Origin of the sequence: Cupriavidus sp. Met-2, from assembly GCF_049843575.1 — a bacterium.
In the GTDB taxonomy this organism is placed as follows: Bacteria; Pseudomonadota; Gammaproteobacteria; order Burkholderiales; family Burkholderiaceae; genus Cupriavidus; species Cupriavidus metallidurans.
This window is the reverse complement of record NZ_JBBHZL010000005.1, coordinates 43,869-66,935: the sequence shown is the minus strand read 5'-3', so window position 1 is coordinate 66,935 and position 23,067 is coordinate 43,869. Positions and strand designations below refer to the sequence as shown.

General features: G+C 64.6%; 21 protein-coding genes. 10 read left to right on the top strand and 11 right to left on the bottom strand.

The features are described 5' to 3' along the window. Window positions 1-81 precede the first annotated feature (81 nt). The 5 genes from WD006_RS12885 to catA all read right to left on the bottom strand — a co-directional run bounded on the left by WD006_RS12885 (window position 82) and on the right by catA (window position 4,889). A complete protein-coding gene (locus WD006_RS12885; protein WP_029306405.1) occupies window positions 82-876 on the bottom strand; it encodes a 1,6-dihydroxycyclohexa-2,4-diene-1-carboxylate dehydrogenase in 795 nt (264 codons plus the stop codon). After that, on the bottom strand, window positions 876-1,895 hold the full coding sequence (gene benC, locus WD006_RS12880) for a benzoate 1,2-dioxygenase electron transfer component BenC (protein ID WP_029306404.1): 1,020 nt from the start codon (window positions 1,893-1,895) through the stop codon (window positions 876-878). Before benC ends, WD006_RS12885 begins: the two co-directional genes overlap by 1 nt. 41 nt (window positions 1,896-1,936) lie before the next feature. Then, complete coding sequence (benB, locus tag WD006_RS12875) at window positions 1,937-2,431, bottom strand: benzoate 1,2-dioxygenase small subunit (RefSeq protein WP_024570183.1); 495 nt, start codon at window positions 2,429-2,431, stop codon at window positions 1,937-1,939. Then, window positions 2,428-3,822 carry a benzoate 1,2-dioxygenase large subunit gene (gene benA / locus WD006_RS12870; protein WP_029306403.1) on the bottom strand — a complete coding sequence of 465 codons (1,395 nt, stop codon included), beginning with the start codon at window positions 3,820-3,822 and terminating at the stop codon, window positions 2,428-2,430. The genes benB and benA overlap by 4 nt, the downstream gene beginning before the upstream one ends. Before the next feature lie 131 nt (window positions 3,823-3,953). Further along, window positions 3,954-4,889, bottom strand: a complete 936-nt coding sequence (gene catA / locus WD006_RS12865; protein ID WP_029306402.1) for a catechol 1,2-dioxygenase — start codon at window positions 4,887-4,889, stop codon at window positions 3,954-3,956. A 173-nt stretch (window positions 4,890-5,062) separates the two neighbouring features. On the opposite strand from catA, the gene WD006_RS12860 reads away from it, so the two are divergent. After that, window positions 5,063-5,980, top strand: a complete 918-nt coding sequence (locus WD006_RS12860) for a LysR family transcriptional regulator (RefSeq protein WP_029306401.1) — start codon at window positions 5,063-5,065, stop codon at window positions 5,978-5,980. On the opposite strand, the gene WD006_RS12855 is transcribed toward WD006_RS12860, so the two are convergent. Further along, a complete protein-coding gene (locus WD006_RS12855; RefSeq protein WP_011519300.1) occupies window positions 5,981-6,856 on the bottom strand; it encodes a LysR family transcriptional regulator in 876 nt (291 codons plus the stop codon). A gap of 172 nt (window positions 6,857-7,028) precedes the next feature. Between WD006_RS12855 and WD006_RS12850 the strand changes: the two genes are divergently transcribed. Genes WD006_RS12850 through pcaD form a run of 4 tightly spaced genes read left to right on the top strand, consistent with a single transcriptional unit; the run spans window position 7,029 to window position 10,268 of the window. Beyond that, the gene (locus WD006_RS12850; RefSeq protein ID WP_008641478.1) at window positions 7,029-8,153 is read left to right on the top strand and encodes a muconate/chloromuconate family cycloisomerase; all 1,125 of its coding nucleotides are present in this window, start codon (window positions 7,029-7,031) and stop codon (window positions 8,151-8,153) included. A 53-nt stretch (window positions 8,154-8,206) separates the two neighbouring features. After that, window positions 8,207-8,485 carry a muconolactone Delta-isomerase gene (gene catC, locus WD006_RS12845; protein ID WP_008641477.1) on the top strand — a complete coding sequence of 93 codons (279 nt, stop codon included), beginning with the start codon at window positions 8,207-8,209 and terminating at the stop codon, window positions 8,483-8,485. Between the two features lie 30 nt (window positions 8,486-8,515). Continuing rightward, complete coding sequence (locus WD006_RS12840) at window positions 8,516-9,502, top strand: tripartite tricarboxylate transporter substrate binding protein (RefSeq protein ID WP_011519298.1); 987 nt, start codon at window positions 8,516-8,518, stop codon at window positions 9,500-9,502. Beyond that, window positions 9,492-10,268, top strand: a complete 777-nt coding sequence (gene pcaD, locus WD006_RS12835; protein ID WP_029306400.1) for a 3-oxoadipate enol-lactonase — start codon at window positions 9,492-9,494, stop codon at window positions 10,266-10,268. The genes WD006_RS12840 and pcaD overlap by 11 nt, the downstream gene beginning before the upstream one ends. Window positions 10,269-10,336: 68 nt before the next feature. Here pcaD and WD006_RS12830 read toward each other — a convergent pair whose 3' ends face one another. The 3 genes from WD006_RS12830 to WD006_RS12820 form a co-directional block, all read right to left on the bottom strand. Beyond that, window positions 10,337-11,419, bottom strand: a complete 1,083-nt coding sequence (locus tag WD006_RS12830; RefSeq protein ID WP_029306399.1) for a calcium:proton antiporter — start codon at window positions 11,417-11,419, stop codon at window positions 10,337-10,339. 117 nt (window positions 11,420-11,536) lie between these two features. Next, window positions 11,537-11,734, bottom strand: coding sequence for a hypothetical protein (locus WD006_RS12825; protein ID WP_029306398.1), 198 nt, complete (start codon window positions 11,732-11,734; stop codon window positions 11,537-11,539). A gap of 127 nt (window positions 11,735-11,861) precedes the next feature. Next, entirely contained in the window at window positions 11,862-12,575 is a 714-nt protein-coding gene (locus tag WD006_RS12820; RefSeq protein ID WP_029306397.1) for an SOS response-associated peptidase, read from the bottom strand. A 231-nt stretch (window positions 12,576-12,806) separates the two neighbouring features. Between WD006_RS12820 and WD006_RS12815 the strand changes: the two genes are divergently transcribed. After that, a complete protein-coding gene (locus WD006_RS12815) occupies window positions 12,807-13,538 on the top strand; it encodes a BON domain-containing protein (protein WP_029306396.1) in 732 nt (243 codons plus the stop codon). A 28-nt stretch (window positions 13,539-13,566) separates the two neighbouring features. Here WD006_RS12815 and WD006_RS12810 read toward each other — a convergent pair whose 3' ends face one another. After that, entirely contained in the window at window positions 13,567-14,652 is a 1,086-nt protein-coding gene (locus tag WD006_RS12810; RefSeq protein WP_029306395.1) for a GlxA family transcriptional regulator, read from the bottom strand. Between the two features lie 172 nt (window positions 14,653-14,824). On the opposite strand from WD006_RS12810, the gene WD006_RS12805 reads away from it, so the two are divergent. After that, window positions 14,825-16,078 carry a M20/M25/M40 family metallo-hydrolase gene (locus tag WD006_RS12805; protein ID WP_011519291.1) on the top strand — a complete coding sequence of 418 codons (1,254 nt, stop codon included), beginning with the start codon at window positions 14,825-14,827 and terminating at the stop codon, window positions 16,076-16,078. 70 nt (window positions 16,079-16,148) lie between these two features. Here WD006_RS12805 and WD006_RS12800 read toward each other — a convergent pair whose 3' ends face one another. Continuing rightward, complete coding sequence (locus WD006_RS12800; RefSeq protein ID WP_008641456.1) at window positions 16,149-17,075, bottom strand: LysR family transcriptional regulator; 927 nt, start codon at window positions 17,073-17,075, stop codon at window positions 16,149-16,151. A 372-nt stretch (window positions 17,076-17,447) separates the two neighbouring features. Between WD006_RS12800 and WD006_RS12795 the strand changes: the two genes are divergently transcribed. The 3 genes from WD006_RS12795 to WD006_RS12785 all read left to right on the top strand — a co-directional run bounded on the left by WD006_RS12795 (window position 17,448) and on the right by WD006_RS12785 (window position 23,067). Continuing rightward, window positions 17,448-18,323 carry an alpha/beta hydrolase gene (locus tag WD006_RS12795; protein ID WP_011519290.1) on the top strand — a complete coding sequence of 292 codons (876 nt, stop codon included), beginning with the start codon at window positions 17,448-17,450 and terminating at the stop codon, window positions 18,321-18,323. A 212-nt stretch (window positions 18,324-18,535) separates the two neighbouring features. Further along, window positions 18,536-19,771 (top strand): efflux RND transporter periplasmic adaptor subunit, encoded by a 1,236-nt coding sequence (locus WD006_RS12790; protein WP_011519289.1) that lies wholly within the window; start codon window positions 18,536-18,538, stop codon window positions 19,769-19,771. 104 nt (window positions 19,772-19,875) lie between these two features. Next, the gene (locus tag WD006_RS12785; protein ID WP_029306394.1) at window positions 19,876-23,067 is read left to right on the top strand and encodes an efflux RND transporter permease subunit; all 3,192 of its coding nucleotides are present in this window, start codon (window positions 19,876-19,878) and stop codon (window positions 23,065-23,067) included.

Genomic DNA, 23,067 nt, shown 5'->3' with positions numbered 1-23,067 from the left:
TCGCGCGCGTGATCGCCTGTCATGCGCGCCCCCTCCCAAGCAAATCGGAGAGGGGCGCGATCAAGCGGCAAGTCAGCGCGATCAGCCAAGGTCTCCGCCACCCACCGGCACCACAGTCCCCGTCATATACGACGCCTCGTCCGAGGCCAGGAACAGGATCACACCCACTTGTTCCTCGATCGTCCCGTACCGGTGCATCAGGCTCGACGACACGGTCTGATCGACGATTGCCTGATACCACTTCGATTCCTGTTCCGACTGTTCCGATTGTTGCTGCGTGTTGCGCGGGATCTTGCGCGGCGGCGCCTCGGTGCCGCCCGTAGCCACCGCGTTGATGCGAATGCCATCCGCCGCGTGCTCGAACGCCAGGCTCGCGGTCAGCGCGTTCACGCCGCCTTTGGCCGCCGCGTAGGGCACGCGATGGATGCCGCGCGTCGCAATCGACGACACGTTGACGATGACTCCGGCGCGACGCTCGACCATGCCCGGCAACACCGCGCGGCAACCCCAGAGCGTGGGAAACAGCGACCGGCGGATCTCGGCCTCGATCTCGGCTTCAGCGTAGTGCTCATAGGGCTTGGCCCAGATCGTGCCGCCCACGTTGTTGATCAGGATATCGACATGGCCGAAGGCAGCGGTGGCCGTGGCTACCATCGCCTGCGCCCCCGCATACGTCTCCAGATCAGCATTGACGGACAGTGCCGCGCCGCCCGCAGCCAGAATCCCGGCCGCGACTTCCTCGACCAGCGTGGCGCGGTCCACCAGCACCACATTCGCGCCCTCGGCAGCCGCGGACATTGCCACGCCGCGACCGATACCCTGCGCCGCGCCCGTGACGATCATCGTCCGGCCGGCGAAACGTTGCGTTGTGCGCATCATGCCTCCGCGCTGGCCGAGAACTTCTCGTAGTAGAAATTGGCCGGCGTGATGCCGGCATCACGCAGCCAGTCGCGCACGGCTTCCACCATGGCCACGGGGCCGCACAGGTAGATGTCGACGTCCCCGCCATTGATCCATGTGGGGTCGACATGCGTGGTCACATAGCCCTTGCGCTCGTGCGTGCTGGCGGCGTCGGCAATGCAGGTGCGGTAGGTGAATCCGTCGATGCTGGCCGCGGCGGCCTCGAGCCGCTCGGTGGCCACCAGGTCGATGTCGTGCGTGACGCCGTAGACCATGCGCACCGGGTGCGCGCTGCCGCTGGCGGCCAGTACGTCGAGCATGGACAGGAACGGCGCGATGCCGGTGCCGCCGGCCAGGAACAAAACGGGCCGCGTGACGGCGCGCAGGTAGAAGCTGCCGAACGGGCCGGAGAATGCCATGCGCTGCCCGGTCTGCGCCTCGCCGGCCAGAAAGCCACTCATGCGGCCCTGTGGCACGTTGCGCACGACGAAGGCCGCCTGAGACGCGCCCGGCGGCGAACTGAACGAGTACGCGCGCGTCAGTCCGCTGCCCGGGATTTCCACGTTGACATACTGCCCGGGCAGGAAGCTGAGCGCGGCCGGGTCATCGAGGTCGATCGAGAAGCCGATGGTCGAATCCGACAGCGGCGCCACGGCGGCGATCGCGCCCTCGAATCGCGTCACGCCAGTCTTGCAGGCCGCGGACGAAGCCGGCACGCGGATCACGCAATCCGAGCGCGGCCGTGTCTGGCAGGCCAGCACGTATCCCTTGGCCGCCTCCTCGGCGGTCAGCGCGTCCTCGATATAGCTCGATTCGGGCAGGTCATAGTGGCCGGATTCGCATAGGCCGCGACAGGTGCCGCACGCGCCGTCGCGGCAGTCGAGCGGAATGTTGATCTGCTGGCGATAGGCGGCGTCCGAGAGCGTCTCGTTGTCGCCGCACGTGATGAAGCGCGTCACGCCATCTTCGAACTGCAGGGCGATCGTATGTTCCATGGCCTTGTCCCTCCGTGATGCTGCCTGATGCGGCGAGCGGATCAGATGTGATAGATGTCGATGACCTGGTGGATGTAGTCGTTCTTGAGCACGACGTACTTGTCCAGGATGCGCGGCGTGCCTTGCGAGAAATCGATCACGTAGCGCGACATGCCGAAGTAGCTGAAATTGGTCTGGTAGCGATGCGCGAGCGTGTGCCAGTTGAAGCGCACCGTGGCTAGTTGTCCGTCGGTCGACTCGATTTCGATATTGCTCAGGTTGTGGCTCGTGCGCGTGTCGGGGATCGTCGCGCTCGACCGCTCGGTCTTGATGCGGAAGATGCGGTCCTCCAGCCCCTGCCGGTTCGGATAGAAGATCAGCGAAATCTCTCGTTCCGGATCGGTGACGAGCTTGCCGTCGTCATCCCAGCAAGGCATCCAGAATCGCGCCTCGGGGTGATAGCAGGTCAGCCATTCATCCCATTGCTCGTCGTCGAGCAGGCGGCACTCGCGGTAGAGAAAGGCCGAGACATCGCTCATGGGGATGGCGGCGCTCATGCTGCATCTCCCTGTGCCACGGCCCGCTTCATCGTCTCCAGCCAGTAGCGATGCTGTACGGTATAGAGGCCTTCATCCTCGGTACGCAGCCCGCTCATCACCGGATTCAGACCGATCCGCTTCGCTGCGTCGTCGGGCCCGTCGATCCAGTGCGTGGCGCCCCGGCACATATCGTTCCAGGCCAGTGCCTGGCCCGCGTAGCCCTGCTGGCAGGCGCGGAACTCCTCGAGGTCGTCGGGCGTGGCCATGCCGCTGACGTTGAAAAAGTCTTCGTATTGGCGGATGCGGCGTGCGCGGGCCTCGTCCGATTCCCCCTTGGGGGCGATGCAGTAGATCGTGACTTCGGTGCGGTCCACCGACAGCGGGCGCAGCAGGCGGATCTGCGAGCCGAACTGGTCCATCAGGTAGACATTGGGGTACAGGCACAGGTTGCGCGAGTTCTGGATCATCCAGTCGGCGCGCTCCTCGCCACAGCGTTGCGCGAACTCGTCGCGGCGGGCGAAGTTCGGACGATCTTCCGGGTTAGCCCAGCGCGACCACAGCAGCATATGGCCATGATCGAACGCGTAGAAGCCGCCGCCTTGCTGGCCCCACTTGCCCGCATCCATCGCGCGGATCTTGTCCTCGCGTTCGTTCTGCTGCTTGCGGTGGCTTGTGGTGGCGGCGTAGTTCCAGTGCACGGCGGACACATGGTAGCCATCGGCGCCATTCTCGGCCTGCAGTTTCCAGTTGCCGGCGAATGTGTATGTCGACGAGCCACGCAGCACCTCGAGACCATCGGGCGACTGGTCGACAATCATGTCGATGATGCGCGCGGCATCGCCGAGGAACTGCTCGATCGGCGGCACATCGGCGTTGAGGCTGCCGAACAGGAAGCCGCGATAGTTGGAAAAGCGCGCCAGCTTCTTCAGGTCGTGGGACCCCTCCTTGTTGAAGCATTCCGGATAGCCGGCCTGTTCGGGGTCCTTGACCTTGAGTAGCTTGCCGCTGTTGTTGAATGTCCAGCCGTGGAACGGGCAGGTGTATGTGGCCTTGTTGCCGCGCTTGTGCCGGCACAACATTGCGCCGCGATGGCTGCACGCGTTGATGAACGCGTTCAGTTCGCCCTGGCGATTGCGCGCGATCACGATCGGCTGGCGGCCGATATGCGTCGTGTAGTAATCGTTGTTGTTCGGGATCTGGCTTTCGTGCGCCAGGTAGATCCAGTTGCCCTCGAAGATGTGCTGCATCTCGAGTTCGAACAGCGCCTCGTCCGTGAACGCGCTGCGGTGCAGCCGATAGTCGCCGGTGGTCTTGTCTTCGACCAGGAACTGGTCAAGGTTCTCCAGGCGGTTGGGCTGATGCTGGGGACGAGCGGGGCCCGCCCCGGTATCCAGATGGATCGGGATCATGGTGGTCTCCTGCCAGAGCGGCGGGGAAGGGGCCGGGACGCGCGGTGGCGGCGAGTCCCGGCGAATCAGATCGCTTTCTGCGGTCTCAGGCGATCTCACGCAGTCTTGGGCGATGGCCCTTGGCGCTGGCCTCAGGCGGCAGCGCGCAGGCGGTCCACTTCGGCCGCCGGGGCGTCGCTGGCCTCGCGCAGCAGGCGGAAGTCGAAGTCGATCGAGGCGAACGGCTTGCTCACGCCGTGCTTGTCGAGCTGCGCGGCGTCCTCGACGCGCTCGACCGCCGGCACGAGTCCATCGCGGCTGGCAAACGCGAAGTCATCCCACAGGTACTCGTCGCCGTCGATGTTGATCTGCGTGGTCAGCTTGCGATGGCCGGCGGCGGATACGAAGAAGTGAATATGTGCGGGGCGGCGGCCGTGACGGGCCAGCAGGTTCAGCAGGCGCTGCGTCGTGCCCTCGGGCGGGCAGCCATAGCCCATCGGCACGATGCTGCGGAACTGGTAGCGGCCGTTGGCATCGGTGACGATCGTGCGGCGCAGGTTGAAGTGGGACTGGCTCTTGTCGAAGAACGAGTAGTTGCCAAGCAGGTTGGCGTGCCATACCTCGACCTTCGCGCCGGCCAGCGGCTTGCCGTCGGTGTCGTAGACCGTGCCCTGCATGAACAGCACCTCGCCCTTGTTGTCCGCTGTGCCGTCCTCCGTGCCGTCGTCGAGTCGTGCGAAGCCGGTGGATTCGGGCGCGCCGGCCACATACAGCGGGCCTTCGATCGTGCGCGGCGTGCCGCCGGTCAGGCCGGCGCGGGCTTCTGCCTCGTCGGCGCGGATGTCCAGGAATCGTTCCAGACCCAGGCCGGCGGCCAGCAGGCCCAGCTCGTGGGTGGCGCCTGCCTCGGCGAAATACTCGATGCCCTTCCAGACTTCGGTGGCGCTCAAATCCAGATCCTCGATTGCCTTGAACAGATCGGTCGTCAGCCGTACCACGACCTGTTGCGCGCGTGCGTCCGGGGTGCCTTGCGTGGCGGTGTGTACGAGGAACTGCTTTACCAGCGCTTCGATGTCAGCGTGCGTCATGTCTCACTCCGAAATGTCTCTTTGGTGGGGGTCGAATGATCGGTCGGTTAATGCTCTGTGGGTATAAACCCGTATCGAGGATTGCCGTCCGACTTGTTGCGGAGCATAGTTCAGGGGTGTTTGGGCAGTCCAAGACTGATTGAGTATCCGGACGATACCTGTGAGGTATAGCGTTGGAATTGAGACATTTGAGGTACTTCGTGGCCGTGGCCGAGGAGCGCAACTTCACGCGCGCCGCGGAACGGCTGCATATCGCGCAGCCTCCGCTGTCGCGCCAGATCCAGCAACTGGAGGAGTCGCTGGGTGTGTTGCTGTTCGAGCGCAACTCCCGGCCACTCAAGCTGACCGACACCGGGCGCTTCTTCTACACCCACGCCTTGCAACTGCTGGCGCAGACCACCGAACTTGAGGCGATGATGCGCCGGGTTGGCAAGATTGAGCGGGCGATGTCGATCGGCTTCGTGGGCTCCACGCTCTACGGCATGTTGCCGCGCATCATCCGCCGCTTCCGGACCGAACACGCCGAGATCGAACTGACGCTGCACGAGATGTCGACGATGGACCAGATCAAGGCACTCAAGGAAGGGCGCATCGATGTGGGCTTTGGCCGCATCCGGCACGAAGACCCGGCCGTGCGCCGCGTGGTGCTGCGCGAGGAACGCATGATCGTGGCCCTGCCGGTGGGGCATCCGCTGTCGATCGGCAGGAAGATGCTGGCGTTGCCGGATCTGCTCGACGACACGCTGATCATCTTCCCGAAGGCGCCGCGCCCGAGTTTTGCCGACCAGGTGTTGGCGGCGTTTCACGACCGCGCGTTGCGCCCGGGCCGCATCCACGAGGTACGCGAGTTGCAGATCGCGCTGGGGTTGGTGGCGATGGGCGAGGGTATCTCAGTGGTACCCAGCAGCGTCTACGGCCTCAAGCGTGACGATGTGACCTACGTTGAGCTCGATGATGCGAAGCTGGTGTCGCCGATCATCATGAGCATGCGCACACTGGACGAATCCGAGGATCTGCGTGCGATGCTGGACATGATCTACCGGCTCTACGAGGAAATCGGCATGGAATACATTCCGCCGGCCCAGGAGTGACTACGCTTGCTGCAGGACCCATGCGACCGCGCGGGCCAGGTATGGCGAGGTGTCGCCAGAGCGGTAGCTCATGATCACGGGTGAGACGAAGCCCGGAGCGTTGATCGGCACATAGCGCACATCATCACGATGCAGGCGCTGCACCGAGGACGGCACGAGCGTGATGCCTAGCCCGGCGGCGACGAGGCCGAGCGCGGTCTGCAGTTCGTTGGCCTCCTGCACCACGCGGGGCTGCAACCCTTGGCCGCGGAACAGCGACAGCACATGGTCGGCGTAGCTTGGCCGTGGCCGGGCCGGATAGAGGATCAGCGGCTGTCGGGCCAGCGCGTCGGCATCGAAAGGAGCGGTGGGGGTGGGCGCGGTGCCCGGGATCGCCGCCACCAGCGATTCGGCCATCACCACCTGCTGGACGATCGCCGGGTCGTTGAACGTGAGACGCCCGAAGGCCAGATCGATCCGCCCGGACTTGAGCGCTTCGAGTTGCTGCACCGTGATCATCTCGGTCAGGCCGACCTCCACCTGGCTATCGTCACCACGCAGTTCGCGGATCAGCTCGGGCAGCACGCCGTACAGCACCGACGGCACGAAGCCGATGCCGAACCAGCGCTTTTCGTTGCGGCCGATGCGCCGCGTGCTTTCCAGCGTCTCCTCCAGTCGCTGGGTCAGTTGCAGCGACTGCTCGAGCAGGAAACGGCCCGCCTCGGTCAACCTCAGGCCCCGCCCGACACGATCGAACAACGCCACGCCGACTTCTTCCTCGAACTGGCGGATTTGCCGGGAAAGTGGCGGCTGTGCCATATGAAGCTTTTCGGCCGCCCGTGTCACGTTGAGTTCCTGGGCAACCGTCTGGAAGTAGCGGAGGTGGCGGAGTTCCATGGTGATGGCGATCGCGGTGGGTTTTTCCCTCTCCCGCAGCAGGGAGAGGAGGAGAATCCTGGCATACCGAAAAGGTATGAGATGAGACATCTTCGGTCTTGGACGCTTAGCAAGTCAAGGTACATACTCCGTGCACGAGACTAATTTGCATGGAAAAGGTATGACAGCGGGTATGACAGCGACGATTTCTTCCATCGAGGCCATTCTGGTCGACCTGCCCACGATCCGGGCGCATCAGTTGGCCATGGCCACGATGCAGCAGCAGACGCTGGTGATCGTGCGGCTGCGCTGCAGCGACGGGATCGAGGGCATCGGTGAGGCCACTACAATTGGCGGCCTGTCATACGGCGACGAAAGTCCCGAGGGCATCAAGCTGACGATCGATACCTACCTGGCGCCGGCACTGGTCGGCCAGGACGCCACCAATGTCCACGCCGCGATGGCGCGCCTGAACAAGGTCGCGCGCGGCAACCGGTTTGCCAAGTCGGCGCTGGAATCGGCCATGCTCGACGCGCAGGGCAAGCGTCTGGACGTGCCGCTGGCCACGCTGCTGGGTGGCGCGGTGCGCGACACGCTGCCGGTGCTCTGGACACTGGCCAGCGGTGATACCGCACGCGATATCGAGGAAGCCGAGCGCTTCCTGGGGGAACGCCGCCACAACACGTTCAAGCTCAAGATCGGTCGCCGCAGCGTGCGTGAAGATGTGGCGCATGTCTCGGCGATCAAGCGCGCCCTGGGCGATCGCGCCCGCGTGACGGTAGACGTGAACCAGGCCTGGAACGAAGCCGATGCCGCCACCGGCATCGCCATGCTCGAAGCGGCCGGCATCGACCTGATCGAACAACCGACGCCGCGCGAGCAACGCACGGCGCTGGCGCGTCTGGCCGCCCGTTTCGTGGTGCCGATCATGGCCGACGAAGCCGTGACGGGTCCCGAGGATGCAATGGAACTGGCACGCCTGGGCGCCGCCGATGTGTTCGCGCTGAAGATCGCCAAATCCGGTGGCATCTTCGGCATGTTGCGGACTGCGGCCGTGGGCGATGCAGCAGGTATCGCGCTCTACGGTGGCACGATGCTCGAAGGCAGCGTCGGCACGATCGCCGCGGCGCATGGCTTCTGCACGCTGCCGCAACTGGCGTGGGGCACGGAATTGTTCGGCCCGCTGCTGGTGAAGGACGATATCGTTGTCGAGCGCCCCGTATTCAAGGACTTCTCGCTGCATCTGCCGCAGGGTCCGGGGCTGGGTCTGGCAATCGACGAAGACAAGCTTGCGCACTATCGTCGCAAGTCCGCTTGATTGCCTGATCGACCTACCACCTAATCGCATCCTTCAAGCACAAGGAGACCCCAATGCTGTTTCTCGTCAGGATGGACGTTCAGATTCCGCATGATTTGCCGGCTGCCGAGGCCGATGAGATCAAGGCACGCGAGAAGGCCTACTCACAAGACCTGCAGCGCCAGGGCAAATGGCAGGCGCTGTACCGCGTGGTGGGCGAGTACGCCAACTACAGCCTGTTCGACGTGGAGTCGAACGATGAACTGCACACGCTGCTGTCGGCGCTGCCGCTGTTCCCGTACATGAAGATCCACGTCACGCCACTGGCCAAGCACCCGTCGTCGATCCGCTGATCGGCGCGCTCACAAGAAGGAATGGAGACAATGAAGTCCTTGCTGCAACGGTCGAACGTTCTGTCGGCCGCTCTCGCCGCCACGATGCTGTTCGCGGCCGCCGCCCCCGCACACGCGGCCTATCCCGACCACCCGATCCGCTGGATCGTGCCGTTCCCGGCCGGCGGCGCGATGGACAACATCGCCCGCACGCTGGGCGAAGACATGTCGAAGACGCTTGGTCAGGCGATCGTGGTCGAAAACCGCCCCGGCGCGGGTGGAAACATCGGCGCCGAAATGGTGGCCCGCTCGCCGGCAGACGGCTACACGCTGATCATTGTCGCCAACGGCATGGCCGTGAATCCGGCGCTGTATGGCAAGCTCAGCTACGACCCGGTCAAGGATTTCGCGCCGGTGTCGCTGCTGGCCGTCGTGCCCAACGTGCTGGTGGCCAACAAGGCCAAGACGCCGGTCAAGACCGTGGCCGAAGTCATCGCGAGCGCCAAGGCCAAGCCGGGCAAGTACACGTATGCGTCGGCCGGCAACGGTACGTCGATCCACCTGGCAGGCGAACTGTTCACGTCGATGGCCCATGTGGACATGCTCCATATCCCGTACAAGGGATCGGGCCCGGCGATGACCGATCTGCTCGGTGGCCAGGTGGACTACATGTTCGACAGCATCACCTCGGCCAAGCCGCATATCGACAGCGGCAAGCTGACCGCGATCGCCGTCACCACCAGCAAGCGTTCGTCGGCATTGCCCAATGTGCCGACAGTGGCCGAAGCGGGGCTGCCGGGCTATGAATTGTCGCCGTGGTTCGCGGCATTCGTACCGGCCAAGACGCCGCAGCCCGTCATCGACACGCTTAACAAGGCCATGCTCGACGCGCTGAAGAAGCCGTCCGTGCAGCAGCGCCTGGCAGGCATCGGCGCCGAGCCGATCGGCAGCACGCCAGCCGCGCTGAAGGACCACCTGGCCAAGGAGACCACCAAGTGGGGCACGCTCATCCGCGAGAAGGGCATTCATGCCGACTGAACCGACGCGCAAGCTCCATTACGTGATCGAGGGCGCCGCCGACAAGCCGGTGCTGGTGATGTCCAATTCGCTGGGCACCACGCTCGACATGTGGGGGCCGCCGATGGCCGGGCTGACCGCGCATTACCGGGTGCTGCGCTATGACACGCGCGGCCACGGGCGTTCGGCCCTGCCGTCGTCGTCGTTCGGGATGCGCGAACTGGCCGAAGACGTGATCGCGATCATGGATCATGCCGGCATTGAGCGGGCGCACTTCTGTGGTCTGTCGATGGGTGGCATGACGGGAATGTATCTGGCGCGCTATCACGCGGGGCGTTTCGGACGTTTTGTGCTGGCGAACACCGCCGCGCTGATCGGCCCCGAGTCGGCGTGGAATACCCGGATCGAAACCGTGCGGCGCGATGGCATGGCGGCTATCGTCAACGGTGTGCTGGCTCGCTGGTTCACCGATCACTACGTGCTCACGCGTCGCGACGAGTACGAACCTGTGCGCCGGATGCTGACGGGTACCAGCGCGGAAGGCTATGCCGCCAACTGCGCGGCCGTGCGCGACGCCGATCTGCGTGGATTGTTGCCGGGTATTCAGGCGCCGGTGCTGGTGATTGCCGGCGAGCAGGACCTGGCCACTACCGCGGCCCAGGGCCAGGAGGTCGTCCGGGCGATTCCGGGCGCGGAGTATCTGGAGCTGGCTGCCGCCCACCTGTCCAACTGGGAGTTGCCGGAGGCGTTTGGGAATGCCGTGATCGGATTCCTGCGGCAGAAGTAAACCGTCGCTTTTCGCCCCGCCTCCATTTATGGGAGAGAGGCGAAAGACAGTACCGAAAGACCGTACCCTTACGGAACGATCGTCAGGAACAGATACGCGGCGAAAATCACCATGTGCACCACGCCCTGAAGGATCGTGGTCCGTCCCATGCCCAGCGTCAGCGAGGCGACGATCATGGTCAGGAACAGCAGGACCATTTCCTTGGGGCCAAGCCCGAGTTCAAGCGGCCGGCTGAGCATGATGAACACGGCCGCCACGGTCGGAATCGTCAGGCCGATACTGGCCAGCGCGGAGCCGAGCGCAAGGTTGAGGCTGGTCTGAATCCGGTCCGAACGTGCCGCGCGCAACGCGGCCAGCCCTTCAGGCAGCAGCACCAGCGCCGCAATCACCACACCCACCACGGCAGGAGGCAGCCCGGCACCCAGTACTGCCGCTTCCACCGATGGCGACAGCAGCTTGGCCAGCGCCACCACGGCCACCAGGCAGACCACCAGCAGCACGCCACTGACTACCGCGACGCGCACCGGCGGCGGCGGCGCATGCTCGTTCTCGTCGCTGCTGCCTTCCACCAGGAAGTAGTCGCGATGCCGCACCGTCTGCACGAACACGAAGCTGCCGTAGAGCACCAGTGACATGGCGCCCGCGAAGGCGAGTTGCGACGGGGACAGCATGGGTCCCGGCGTCGAGCTGGTGAAGTTGGGGAGCACCATGGTCAGGCCGAGCAGGGCAACCAGGATGGCCATCGCGGCATTGGCGCCGGGCGCCTGAAACGCCTGTTCGCGGTGATGCAGGCCGCCGACGAACAGGCAGACCCCGACGATCCCGTTGCAGATGATCATGACCGCCGCGAACACCGTGTCGCGGGCGAGACCGGCCTTCTCAGGCCCGGAAGACAGCATCACCGACACAATCAGCGCCACTTCGATTACCGTCACGGCAATCGCAAGCACCAAGGTGCCGAACGGCTCGCCGACCTTGTGGGCGACGACCTCGGCATGGTGCACTGCGGAAAATACCGCGCTCGCCAGGGCAGCGGCCATCACCGCGATCATCCACGACTGTCCCGTCAATAGAAGGCCCAGGCCGAACGCTGCCCAGGCAGCCAGCGGGGACCAGACGGTCCAAGCCGGCAGCTTGTTGGAAGTTGCCATCCCTTGTGTTCCTTTCTTTTTGTGGCGTGCAGAGGCACAGCGTGCACGCCAGATGGCGCGCGCGCAAGAGATATTCTGGCAACGAAGGGCGGCCACAGTTCCTGGCCGGGGCGAGTATCAGTCGCGCGGCAGTGGACGGGTGGCGGTGTCGAGTACTTCCGGGCCGGTGGCTGCCGGCTTGTTTCCCGCCGATTTCCCGGGCGGATCGAGGTTGCTGTCCCGCAGGGCAGGATGATGGAGATAGATCCAGCGCGCGGCGATGATCACCGCGATGAGGAACGCAAGACCGTAACCGACAAAAGTGACCGAATTCATATTGTTCTGACCTGTTGGACAGCTCTGATGGCTGGTGCGGGCCAGTATGGTCAGGTACCGCTATATCCGACACCCTCACTCAGTAGGGCGCTCGCATCACCCGTTTGGGCGATGGCGTCAGATGGCATCAGGGAACGGAACCCTCGCCAGGGGCACCCAGGTCTTTCGACGCGCGGGCAGTCTTGTCTGTTGCCACTCGCACAACGGGATCTGGCGCGGCTGCCATGCCTTCCGCAGGGTAAAGACGCAGGAAGCTGCGGGCCAGTTCCGGGTTGCGGCAATGCAGCCAGTCGTCCCAGTCGGCCGCCGGGACGATCACGATCGAGCGTTTTTCGGCGCCCGGCTGGTGCATCCGGCGCAACACTGGATGGGTCTCCGCATTGACCGTGAGCATCGTGAAGGACAGGGTCTGGTCGGGCCACGTCCGCCAGAGCCCGGCGATGCCAAAGGCTGGGGCGTCGGGTAGCCAGATCTTCCAGCGCTCCGCCTTGCCCGGGTGCTCGGGCGTGCCGTCCTCGGGGTACGCATATTCGTAGAACGCGCTCGCGGGTACCAGGCAAAGCTGACCGTGCCGCCAGGCAGGCGCGAAGGTGGGCTTCTCGCCGACGGTCTCGCTGCGTGCGTTGGTCGTATCGTAGCGGCGGCCACCGGGTGGGGTACGCTTGCGCGGCATCATGCCGAAGGTGGCCAATGCGCACTGTCGTGGTCCGTCCGGGGCGGCGTGGACGATTGGCGCGGCGTAGTCGGGCCAGGTTTCCTCCGGGTAGATCCCCGGAGGCGGCTCCACACCGAAGATTTCACGCAGGATTCGCTGTTGGACGGGGGCGTAGTTCGTGCACATGCGGGTGCTCCTGAGAGCCGGTCTGCCGCGTATCGTCCACGCTAAGGTGACACTGGTCAATATGTGCGCGCCATACGCGTGGTGATGCGCGGTGATGCGGCGGGGCGCTTCCTATAATGCCTAGGCGGACGCGGGGACTTCCGTCGCATGTCCCCGGCCGACGCGCTACACGTGCTTGCAGGCAGGGGCACGCATCCCACCATCTCCACACCAAATGGGGAGATTGACATCATGCAGAGTAGCGAAGCGGTGCTGACGCTGGCACGAGCCGCGTTGGCACATGTGCCATATCAAGGCCACCATCTCCATCCCACCATCAACCTGCGCCTGTCCGACGGCGCGCTGATTCTCGAAGGCGAAGTTGCCGATATTGTCGACAAGACCCGTGCCGCGGCCCAGTTGCGGCGTGTGGATGGCGTCACGATGGTGATCGATCACCTGCGCATTGCCAACGGCGGCACACCGATTGGCGACGGCGAGGTACGCGCGGCGGTCTGCGAGCGACTGCGGAGCGCGATTGATTTCCGGAACTGCAAGATCTGCGCGCGGGTCAAGGGCCAGCTCGAGCCCGTGCGCGAAGCGGTGGGCGAGCGCAGCGGCTGGCTGGAGGTCTCCGTGCATGACGGCGCGGTCACGCTCAATGGGCAGGTGATCAGCCTGTCGCACATGCGGCTGGCCGGCGTGCTGGCCTGGTGGTCACGCGGCTGCCGCTGCGTGATCAATGACATTGTGATTGCGCCGGCCGAAGCCGATAGCGACGAGGAGATCTCCGAGGCATTGCGGCTGGTGCTGGAAACCGACCCGTTCGTCGACGCAGCTCGCATCAGTGTGCGTACGGATCGCCGTGTGGTGACGCTCGATGGCTACGCGTCCAGCGATGGCGCGCGCAGGCAGGTTGAACGGGACGCCTGGTATGTGCACGGCGTGGAAAACGTCATCAATCACATCGCCCTGAGCAGTTAAAGGTTCCGGCGACTCATCGCAGGACACTTCACGCCTGCGGCGCGGCGCGCCCACGTCGCGCTGCCTGGCCTTCTACTCGCCAGTAACGGCGGCGCGTGCGCAACGCAAAGCGCGTGCGGTACTCCGACATCGACATCTGCATGGCGCGCTGAAACAGCCGCCGGAACGCCGCGGCATCGCTGTAGCCGCACGCTTCGGCGATGGCCTGCGTGCCATGCAGCGTGACTTCGAGCAACATGCGCGCGCGCTCCACGCGCAGCCGGTGCAGGTAGTCGAGAGGCGTCTGCCCGGTGACCTGCCGAAAATGGCGCAGCAGTGTCCGTTCGCTGACGGCTGCCGCCTCGGCCACGGCGCCAAGCCGGTATGGCTCGTCGACGTGGGCCTGCAGCCAGCCAATGGCGCGATACACCGGGCTGTCCGTTGTTTTACCGAGCCAGCGCTGCGAAACCAGTTCCGGCACCCATTGCTGGCGTTCCTGTTGATAGAGCAGCAAGCGCGAGACAGTCTGCGCGAGGTCAGGGTCGTGCAGATGCCCCAGCACGCGCAGCATGAATTCGGTCAGCAGCGCCGGGGCGACGCAATGGAACACGCGTTCGTGCAGGCCTATCGGTTCGTCCGAGGACAGGTCGCAACCCGGGAATCGCTGTGCCAGCGAGCTTTGGAACATCCACGGCGCCCCGCATCGCGCGCCGTCGAGCAGGCCCAGCGCCAGCGGGTAAACCATGCCCGAGTAGATGGCCGCCAGCCAGCCGCCTGCGTCCACATGACGCGCGATCGTGCGCTGCGTGACGGTATCGTTCGTCACCATCTCGCTCAGATGCGGCGCGCTATGGGCCATCAGTCCGGGCACGATCATCAGCGTCCGGCCATGGCGCTGGCCACGCCGGGCGGGTACCGCCTGCAGGCCAGGCAGCGGCGCGGGCAGTGCCCGGCCATTGCCACCGATGATTTCCCACGTCAACAGGTTCGATTCGCCAGGCCGCTGCAACTGGGCGACGCCGGCCGCCGTGCGCAGCACGTCGAGCGCGCCGAACAGCGTGCCGGGCATGGCATCGGGCAGCCATAGCAACTTGACGTGCAGGGGGTGATTGGACGTGGTAGCGGGATCGGCCATGCGTGGGGGCGAGAAGGACGAGAAGGACGAGAAGGATGAAATAGGCGAAAGAAGGGGAAGACGGCGAGCGAACGGGGTGTGGCGGGATCGGCTTTGGGAATGGCGATATTGAGCCTCCCCGCGAGATATCGCAAGGGCTACATTTGAGGCTTCCATCAGAACAGGAGACGTCATGCTGCTTTCCCTTCGCCACCTTGCCATCGCCGCTGCCGCTGCCGTGGTCTGCAATGCCGCCGTGGCTGCCGGCGCCGATACCGGGTTGCTCGATGCCGCGCGGTCCGCACAGCCGGCCGTGGTGCAGTCGCTCAAGGACATGGTGTCGATAGAGTCGGGCAGCGCCAATATCGAAGGGCTCGACCGCATGGCGGACTACACGTCGAAGCGGCTCCAGGCGTTGGGTGCCAAGGTGGAGCGTGTGCCGGCAAGCTCGGGCAAGAGCCCGATCGTCAAGGCGACGCTGACCGGTACGGGCAAGCACAAGATCATGTTGATTGCCCATATGGATACGGTCTATCCGGCCGGTATCCTCAAGACGCAGCCGATCCGCGAGGACGGCAACCGTCTCTATGGTCCCGGCATCGCCGACGACAAGGGCGGCATCGCCGTGATCCTGCATTCGCTGGAAATCCTCAAGGCGCAGGGATGGAAGGACTACGCGCAACTGACCGTGCTGTTCAACGCCGATGAGGAAGTCGGTTCGGGCGGATCGGGCGAAACGATTGCGGCGCTGGCCGATCAGCAGGACGTGGTGTTGTCCTGCGAGCCGAACGTGGCCAAGTCTGTCGCCAAGTCGGAGTCGCTGCTGCTGGGCGCTGCTGGCACGGCGACTGCGACGATGCAGGTCAAGGGCCGCTCGTCGCACGCCGGCGCGGCGCCGGAGCTGGGCCGCAATGCGCTGATCGAACTGGCCTATCAGTTGCAGCAGACGCGTGACGTGGCCAAGTCGGTGCCCGGCTCTCAACTGAACTGGACCATGGCCAAGGGCGGCGACGTAGGCAACCAGATCCCCGAGTTGGCCAGTGCGTATGGCGATGTGCGTGTCACGGCCAACGGCGCCGCGCAGAAGCTGCAGACCGCGCTGCAGGAGAAGGTCAACGCGGGCCACCTGATTCCCGACACGCAGACCACGGTGACGATGGAAGAGGGCCGCCCCGCCTACGTGGCTGACGCCCGCGCGAAGGATCTGGCCAAGCGCGCGCAGCAGGTCTACGCGGAACTCGACGGCCGCTCGCTGCTGCTGATCCCTGGCACGGGTGGCGGCACGGACGCCGGCTATGCGGGGCGGTCGGGCAAGGCGGTTGTGCTGGAGAGCTTCGGCCTGTCTGGCTTCGGCTACCACGCTCGCGACGAATACGTGGAGCTCGATTCGATCGTGCCCCGTCTGTATCTGATGACGCGGATGCTGCAGGAGATCGGAAAGAACTGAACGTATCGAATGCTGCGGCAAGTTTCCCTCTCCCGCGCAAACGGGAGAGGGAACAAGCAGGCGGTGACAACTACGCCGCCACCGCCTGCGGGGCCGCGCCGAAATGCGGATGGCGCGAGAATAGTTCCGCCGCCCAGTTCACGAAGACCCGCACCTTGGCCGACAGGTGCCGGTTCTGCGGGTACATCGCCGAGATCGGCAATTCGTCCGTCTGCCAGTCGCTCATCACCTCGACCAACCGGCCGCTGTTGACATACGGTTCTGCCATCGCGCGCGAGATGCGGGCGATGCCATGGCCTTCGAGCGCGCAGGCCATGTAGACATCGGCATCGTTGGTCGAAATGGCCGATGGCAGCAACACCTCGGTGCGTTCGCCGCCGCGCGACAACGGCCAGGGCATTTCACGGCCGGTGCGGTTGGACAGGAAGTTGACCGCCTTGTGCTGTGCCAGCTCGGTCAGATTCTGCGGCGTGCCAACGCGACGCAGATAGATCGGCGACGCATAGAACGCCAGCTTCAGCTGACCGATGCGTCGCGCCACCATCGACTCGTCGAGCGCGCCCACGCGCAGCACCACGTCCACGCCTTCCTTGAGCAGATCGATCGGCTTGCCATTGATGGTCAGCTCGAGCTTCAGGTCGGGATAAGCCTTGAAGAAGTCGTGCAGGTGCGGCAGCAGCACCATCTGCGCGAGCCCGCTCGTGGTGTCGACGCATAGCGTGCCGCGCGGCGAGTTGTTGTGCCGCGTGAGCGATTGTTCCGCTTCCTCGACGTCGGCCAGGATACGGACGCAGCGTTCGTAATAGGCGGCGCCATCGGTCGTCACGCTGATGCGGCGCGTCGTCCGATGCAGCAGTTTGACGCCCAGATGGGTTTCCAGATTCTGGATCAGGCGGGTGAGCGTGGCCTTTGGCAGGTCTAATGACTCCGCCGCACGCGCAAAGCTGCCGACATCCACCACCCGCGTGAATGCCTGCATGGAAACAAGACGATCCATGATTGAGAAGCTTTCGAAAGAAGTACGAGCTAGCTTGCGTTCAGAAGGATGTCTGGCGGGAATGGGTCCGCTGCATGTCAAGTGCGCGGCCTGGGTTTGCTGCCGGCGGTCCGCCAGTGGAGGCCGGAGCGGGGACGGGTGGAGCCTGGGGGCGTGGTGGACGCGCATGTTTCCCCAAACTGCGCGGCACCAAAGGACCGGAGTGAATCACATTTTGGGTGACCTTGCCAAGCATGTGGTTTCACTTCGACGATTATTCCAACTCAGAAATAGTGCGTTGGCAATAGCTCGCTTTATCCCATCATCGTCAATCACCATAATTCGGTGCATCGCAACACAGTATCGACGACCCATGCCGGTCGCCTGAACGCCATGACCAAGACCACCACAGCCCGTAGTTCCGCCGTGCAACCGGCCGCAGAACAGGGCGAACCGTACGTGGTGCAGCATATGGTCGTCAGTGGCGATCGGGAGATCAAGGTCTGCGTGTGTTACCCCGCAGGTTATTGGCCGTTGAGCGCAGGCTCGGCAACCTTGCCATGGCTGGTGTATCTCCATGCGGGCGGTTTTGTCGAAGGTGACGTCGAGGCAGCCAAGGAACTGGCGCGGGATCTGGCGGAGTCGGTCCCGGCCGTGGTGGTGACGCCGGGATACTCGCTGGCGCCCGAAAATCCGTTCCCGGCCGCGCCCGAAGACGCCGTGGCCACCGTGACGTGGGTACTGAAGCAGGCAAAGAAGCTCAAGGTCGACAAGCTGCGCTTCGCGCTGGTCGGCGAAGAGGCGGGCGGCAACCTGGCAATTGCCACGGCGCAGATGCTGCGGGATCGCGGCCTGCCGCAGCCGGCGGGCCAGTGGCTGATCCGCCCCGTCACGGACCCGTGCCTGTCGGCGATGTCTTCGACGCGTCAGGTGCCGATGGAAATGCTGCGCCGGCTGGCCTGCAACTATCGCGAATATCTGCCGACGCCGGCTGACAGCGTGCATCCATATGCGGCGCCGGCACTGGCATCGCGGATGGCCGGCCTGCCTGCCACGCTGGTGCAGGTAGCGGAACAAGACGCCTTGCGTGCCGAAGGTGAAGCCTTCGCCGCGAAGCTGGCCAAGGCCGGGATATCGGCCAGGGCCCTGATCATGCCCGGCGCCTGTGGCGACGGGGTGGAACAGTCCCATGAGAAGTGTCAGGCATGGGTCGAAGAAGGTGCGCGGTTCCTGCGCGATTGTTTCGCGAAGGCCGACGACGCCTCGTAACCGGTCCGAACACCGGCCGATACCGGGAGCATGACGGTATCGGATTCAACGGCCAGCGCCCTTTGAGGCTGGCAGCAGCAATCCCGTCCTGACCGGACGGGAACACCCCCGTATTCCCGATTTCCGGGCCACTCGGCCCGGCGGGCGGCGTTCGGCCTCGATTTTTTGCTTTTCCAGTTGAAGAAACCCGACGAATCACGGAGTGAAGAAAAATGAATCAACAGTCTCGACGCACGCTGATTGCGATCGCCATCGTGGCGATCCTGGGCACCGGCGTGGCAACCTCGGTTCTGCGTCCCTGGCACGGCGGGGAAGCACAGGCCAATACCCCGCCGCCGGCACCGGCGGTGGAAGTGTCCGCGGCGGTCGGCAAGACCATCACCGAATGGGATGAATTCTCCGGCCGCATTGAAGCCGTGGACCGCGTGGAGATCCGTCCGCGTGTTTCCGGCACGATCGAAACCGTGCATTTCCGCGAGGGCTCGATCGTGAAGAAGGGCGATCCGCTGTTCACGATCGATCCGCGTCCGTATGCAGCCGAAGTGGCACGCGCCGAAGCGGCTTTGGCGGCGGCGCAGGTACGCGCATCGCTTGCGCAGACCGAGAAAGCCCGCGCCCAGCGCCTGCTGGACGACAACGCGATCTCGCGCCGGGAGTTCGACGAGCGGATCAACGCCGCCAGCGAGATGTCGGCCGACGTGCGCGGCGCGCAGGCGGCGCTGGAAGTGGCGAAGCTGAACCTGAGCTACACGCGTATCGTCGCGCCGGTCTCGGGCAAGGTGTCGCGTGCCGAGATCACGGTGGGCAACCTGGTGGCCGCCGGCGCGGCGTCTCCGGCGCTGACCACGGTGGTGTCCGTGTCGCCGGTGTATGCGAGCTTCGACGTCGACGAACAGAGCTACCTGCGCTACACGGCGCCGGGCGCCAGCGGCGGCAAGAATGATCTGCCGGTGTTCCTGGGGCTGGCCAACGAGGACAACACGCCGCACGAAGGCAAGATCCACTCGGTGGACAACCGGCTGGATACGCGCAGCGGCACGATCCGCGTGCGAGCGATCTTCGCCAATGAAGATGGCCGCCTGCTGCCGGGCCTGTACGCGAAGATCAAGCTCGGTGGCGGCACGCCGCATCCGGCCGTGCTGATCAATGATCGCGCCATCGGCACGGACCAGGGCAAGAAGTTCGTGCTCGTGGTGGATCAGGCCAACAAGCTCACGTATCGCGAAGTCGAACTCGGGCCGACGTATGAAGGGCTGCGTGTGATCCGCAAGGGCTTGAAGCCGGGCGAGAGCATCGTCGTCAATGGCCTGATGCGCGTGCGGCCAGGCGACACCGTTGCGCCGAAGCCGGTATCGATGGCCTTCCGCAGCGAGCTCGAGCCGCGAGGCAACGCGCCGGACCGCAAGCAGGCAGCGGAAGAGAAGGCCGAGAAGCCCAACGTGAGCTAAGCAACCCAGTCTAGCCAGACACAGACAATTTCCCCCCTTCGTGGCATCGAATGGCGTCCGCTTGCGAGCGGACCGCCAGGGGGGCTGTTTTCGCCGAGACCAAGATGAATCTCTCGAAATTCTTTATCGACCGCCCCATTTTCGCGGGTGTGCTATCGGTGCTGATCTTCCTGATCGGCGCCATATCGATGTTCAAGTTGCCGATCTCGGAGTACCCGGAAGTGGTGCCGCCGTCGGTGGTGGTGCGCGCGCAGTTCCCGGGCGCCAACCCGAAGGTGATCGCCGAGACCGTGGCCACGCCGCTGGAAGAGCAGATCAACGGCGTCGAGGACATGCTCTACATGAACTCGCAGGCCAACAGCGACGGCACGCTGACGCTGACGGTGACCTTCAAGCTGGGCACGGACCCGGACAAGGCCCAGCAGCTCGTGCAGAACCGCGTCTCGCAGGCCGAGCCGCGTCTGCCCGAGGACGTGCGTCGCCTGGGCATTACCACGGTCAAGAGCTCGCCTGATCTGACCATGGTGGTGCACCTGGTCTCGCCGAACAATCGCTATGACATGACGTATCTGCGCAACTACGCGCTGATCAACGTCAAGGACCGCCTGGCGCGTATCCAGGGCGTCGGTCAGGTGCAGATGTTCGGCTCGGGCGACTACTCGATGCGTGTGTGGCTGAACCCCGACAAGATCGCCGAGCGTCATCTGGCGGCCTCGGACGTGGTCAAGGCCATCCGCGAGCAGAACGTGCAGGTGGCAGCCGGCGTGATCGGACAATCGCCCTCGCTGCCGGGCACCGATCTGCAACTGTCGGTCAACGCGCAGGGCCGTCTGCAGACGGTGGAGGAGTTTGGCGACATCATCGTCAACACCTCGCCGGACGGCGCGGTGACGTACCTCAAGGACATCGCCCGCGTCGAGCTGGGTGCCTCCGAGTACGCACTGCGTTCGCTGCTCGACAACAAGTCCGCCGTGGCGCTGCCGATCTTCCAGGCGCCGGGTTCCAACGCGATCCAGATCTCGGACGATGTGCGCAAGACGATGGCCGAGCTGAAAGCGAACATGCCGGAGGGCGTGGACTACAGCATCGTCTATGACCCGACCCAGTTCGTGCGCCACAGCATCGAGGCCGTGACGCACACGCTGTTCGAGGCCATCGCGCTGGTGGTGCTGGTGGTGATCCTGTTCCTGCAGACCTGGCGCGCGTCGATCATTCCGCTGCTGGCCGTGCCGGTGTCGATCGTCGGCACGTTCGGGCTGATGCACGCGTTCGGGTTCTCGATCAACGCGCTGAGCCTGTTCGGTCTGGTGTTGGCGATCGGTATCGTGGTGGACGATGCGATCGTGGTAGTGGAGAACGTCGAGCGCAATATCGAGGAAGGGTTGTCGCCGAAGGAAGCCACGTACAAGGCCATGCGCGAGGTAAGTGGTCCGATCATCGCCATCGCGCTGACGCTGATCGCCGTGTTCGTGCCGCTGGCATTCATGACTGGCCTGACCGGGCAGTTCTACAAGCAGTTCGCGCTGACGATCTCGATCTCGACGATCATCTCGGCGTTCAACTCGCTGACGCTGTCGCCCGCGCTGTCCGCGCTGCTGCTCAAGAGCCACGACGCGCCGAAGGATTGGCTGACGCGCGCCATGGACAAGGTGCTCGGCAAGTTCTTCGTCCGCTTCAACCAGTTCTTCCGCCGCAGCTCGGACAACTATGGCCGGGGCGTGAAGGGCGTGATTCGCCGCAAGGGCTCGGTGTTCGGCGTGTACGCGCTGATGCTGGTCGCGACCTGGGGCGTGTTCCAGATGGTGCCGAAGGGCTTCGTACCGGCGCAGGACAAGCAGTACCTGGTGAGCTTCGCCAAGCTGCCTGACGGCGCGACGCTGGATCGCACGGAAGACGTGATCCGCCGCATGTCGGATATCGCGCTCAAGCATCCGGGCGTGGAGTCGGCGGTGGCATTCCCGGGCCTGTCGATCAACGGCTTCACCAATAGCCCGAGCGCCGGCATCGTGTTCGTCACGCTCGATCCGTTCGACAAGCGCAAGAGCAAGGAACTGTCTGGCAATGCGATCGCGGCTGATCTGAACAAGCAGTACGGCTCGATCCAGGACGCCTTCATTGCGGTGTTCCCGCCGCCGCCGGTGCAGGGCCTCGGTACGATCGGCGGTTTCAAGATGATGATCGAGGACCGCGCCGCGCTGGGCTATGACGAACTGTTTAACGCGACCAACGCGTTCATGGCCAAGGCGCGCGCCACGCCCGAACTGGCTGGCATCTTCAGCAACTATCAGGTGAACGTGCCGCAGCTAGACGTGAAGCTGGACCGCACCAAGGCCAAGCAACTCGGCGTGCCCGTGACCGATGTGTTCGACACGCTCCAGACCTACCTCGGCTCTGCGTACGTCAACGACTTCAACAAGTTTGGTCGCACGTACCAGGTCAAGGTGCAGGCCGATGCGCAGTTCCGCCAGCATGCGGAGGACATCCTGCAGCTGAAGACGCGCAACGTGAGTGGTGAGATGGTGCCGCTGTCGTCGCTGGTGCAGGTCAAGCAGAGCTTCGGCCCCGACAGCGTGATCCGCTACAACGGCTTCACGGCTGCCGATATGAATGGTGGTCCGGCTCCTGGCTTCTCGTCGGGCCAGGCGCAGGCCGCCGCCGAGCGGATCGCCGCGGAGACGCTGCCCAAGGGTATCGCCTTCGAGTGGACCGAGCTGACGTATCAGGACATCCTGGCCGGCAATGCGGGCGTCTGGATCTTCCCGCTGTGCGTGTTGCTGGTGTTCCTGGTGCTGGCCGCCCAGTACGAAAGCCTGACGCTGCCGCTGGCGGTGATCCTGATCGTGCCGCTGAGCCTGCTGGCCGCCATGACTGGCGTGTGGCTGACCCGTGGCGATAACAACATCTTCACGCAGATCGGTTTCATCGTGCTGGTGGGGTTATCCGCGAAGAACGCGATTCTGATCGTCGAGTTCGCGCGTGAACTGGAACATCACGGCCGTACGGTGGTGCAGGCCGCGATCGAGGCCAGCCGCCTGCGTCTGCGCCCGATCCTGATGACGTCGTTCGCTTTCATCATGGGTGTGGTGCCGCTGGTGGTGTCCACCGGCGCCGGCGCGGAAATGCGCCATGCGATGGGCGTGGCCGTGTTCGCGGGGATGCTGGGGGTGACGTTCTTCGGCCTGTTCCTGACGCCGGTCTTCTATGTGGCGCTGCGTTTGCTGGCCACGCGAGGCCAGCGCCAGAAGGTGGCTGAGCAGCCTGCGTCGGCGTCGCAGGCGGTGGCATCGGCAGAATAA

What these genes read in the sequence shown, in the direction of transcription:
- WD006_RS12885 (WP_029306405.1), bottom strand. Translation starts at nt 876, where the DNA reads ATGCGCACAACGCAACGTTTCGCCGGCCGGACGATGATCGTCACGGGC.
- benC (WP_029306404.1), bottom strand. Translation starts at nt 1,895, where the DNA reads ATGGAACATACGATCGCCCTGCAGTTCGAAGATGGCGTGACGCGCTTC.
- benB (WP_024570183.1), bottom strand. Translation starts at nt 2,431, where the DNA reads ATGAGCGCCGCCATCCCCATGAGCGATGTCTCGGCCTTTCTCTACCGC.
- benA (WP_029306403.1), bottom strand. Translation starts at nt 3,822, where the DNA reads ATGATCCCGATCCATCTGGATACCGGGGCGGGCCCCGCTCGTCCCCAG.
- catA (WP_029306402.1), bottom strand. Translation starts at nt 4,889, where the DNA reads ATGACGCACGCTGACATCGAAGCGCTGGTAAAGCAGTTCCTCGTACAC.
- WD006_RS12855 (WP_011519300.1), bottom strand. Translation starts at nt 6,856, where the DNA reads ATGGAACTCCGCCACCTCCGCTACTTCCAGACGGTTGCCCAGGAACTC.
- WD006_RS12850 (WP_008641478.1), top strand. Translation starts at nt 7,029, where the DNA reads ATGACAGCGACGATTTCTTCCATCGAGGCCATTCTGGTCGACCTGCCC.
- catC (WP_008641477.1), top strand. Translation starts at nt 8,207, where the DNA reads ATGCTGTTTCTCGTCAGGATGGACGTTCAGATTCCGCATGATTTGCCG.
- WD006_RS12840 (WP_011519298.1), top strand. Translation starts at nt 8,516, where the DNA reads ATGAAGTCCTTGCTGCAACGGTCGAACGTTCTGTCGGCCGCTCTCGCC.
- pcaD (WP_029306400.1), top strand. Translation starts at nt 9,492, where the DNA reads ATGCCGACTGAACCGACGCGCAAGCTCCATTACGTGATCGAGGGCGCC.
- WD006_RS12830 (WP_029306399.1), bottom strand. Translation starts at nt 11,419, where the DNA reads ATGGCAACTTCCAACAAGCTGCCGGCTTGGACCGTCTGGTCCCCGCTG.
- WD006_RS12825 (WP_029306398.1), bottom strand. Translation starts at nt 11,734, where the DNA reads ATGAATTCGGTCACTTTTGTCGGTTACGGTCTTGCGTTCCTCATCGCG.
- WD006_RS12820 (WP_029306397.1), bottom strand. Translation starts at nt 12,575, where the DNA reads ATGTGCACGAACTACGCCCCCGTCCAACAGCGAATCCTGCGTGAAATC.
- WD006_RS12815 (WP_029306396.1), top strand. Translation starts at nt 12,807, where the DNA reads ATGCAGAGTAGCGAAGCGGTGCTGACGCTGGCACGAGCCGCGTTGGCA.
- WD006_RS12810 (WP_029306395.1), bottom strand. Translation starts at nt 14,652, where the DNA reads ATGGCCGATCCCGCTACCACGTCCAATCACCCCCTGCACGTCAAGTTG.
- WD006_RS12805 (WP_011519291.1), top strand. Translation starts at nt 14,825, where the DNA reads ATGCTGCTTTCCCTTCGCCACCTTGCCATCGCCGCTGCCGCTGCCGTG.
- WD006_RS12800 (WP_008641456.1), bottom strand. Translation starts at nt 17,075, where the DNA reads ATGGATCGTCTTGTTTCCATGCAGGCATTCACGCGGGTGGTGGATGTC.
- WD006_RS12795 (WP_011519290.1), top strand. Translation starts at nt 17,448, where the DNA reads ATGACCAAGACCACCACAGCCCGTAGTTCCGCCGTGCAACCGGCCGCA.
- WD006_RS12790 (WP_011519289.1), top strand. Translation starts at nt 18,536, where the DNA reads ATGAATCAACAGTCTCGACGCACGCTGATTGCGATCGCCATCGTGGCG.
- WD006_RS12785 (WP_029306394.1), top strand. Translation starts at nt 19,876, where the DNA reads ATGAATCTCTCGAAATTCTTTATCGACCGCCCCATTTTCGCGGGTGTG.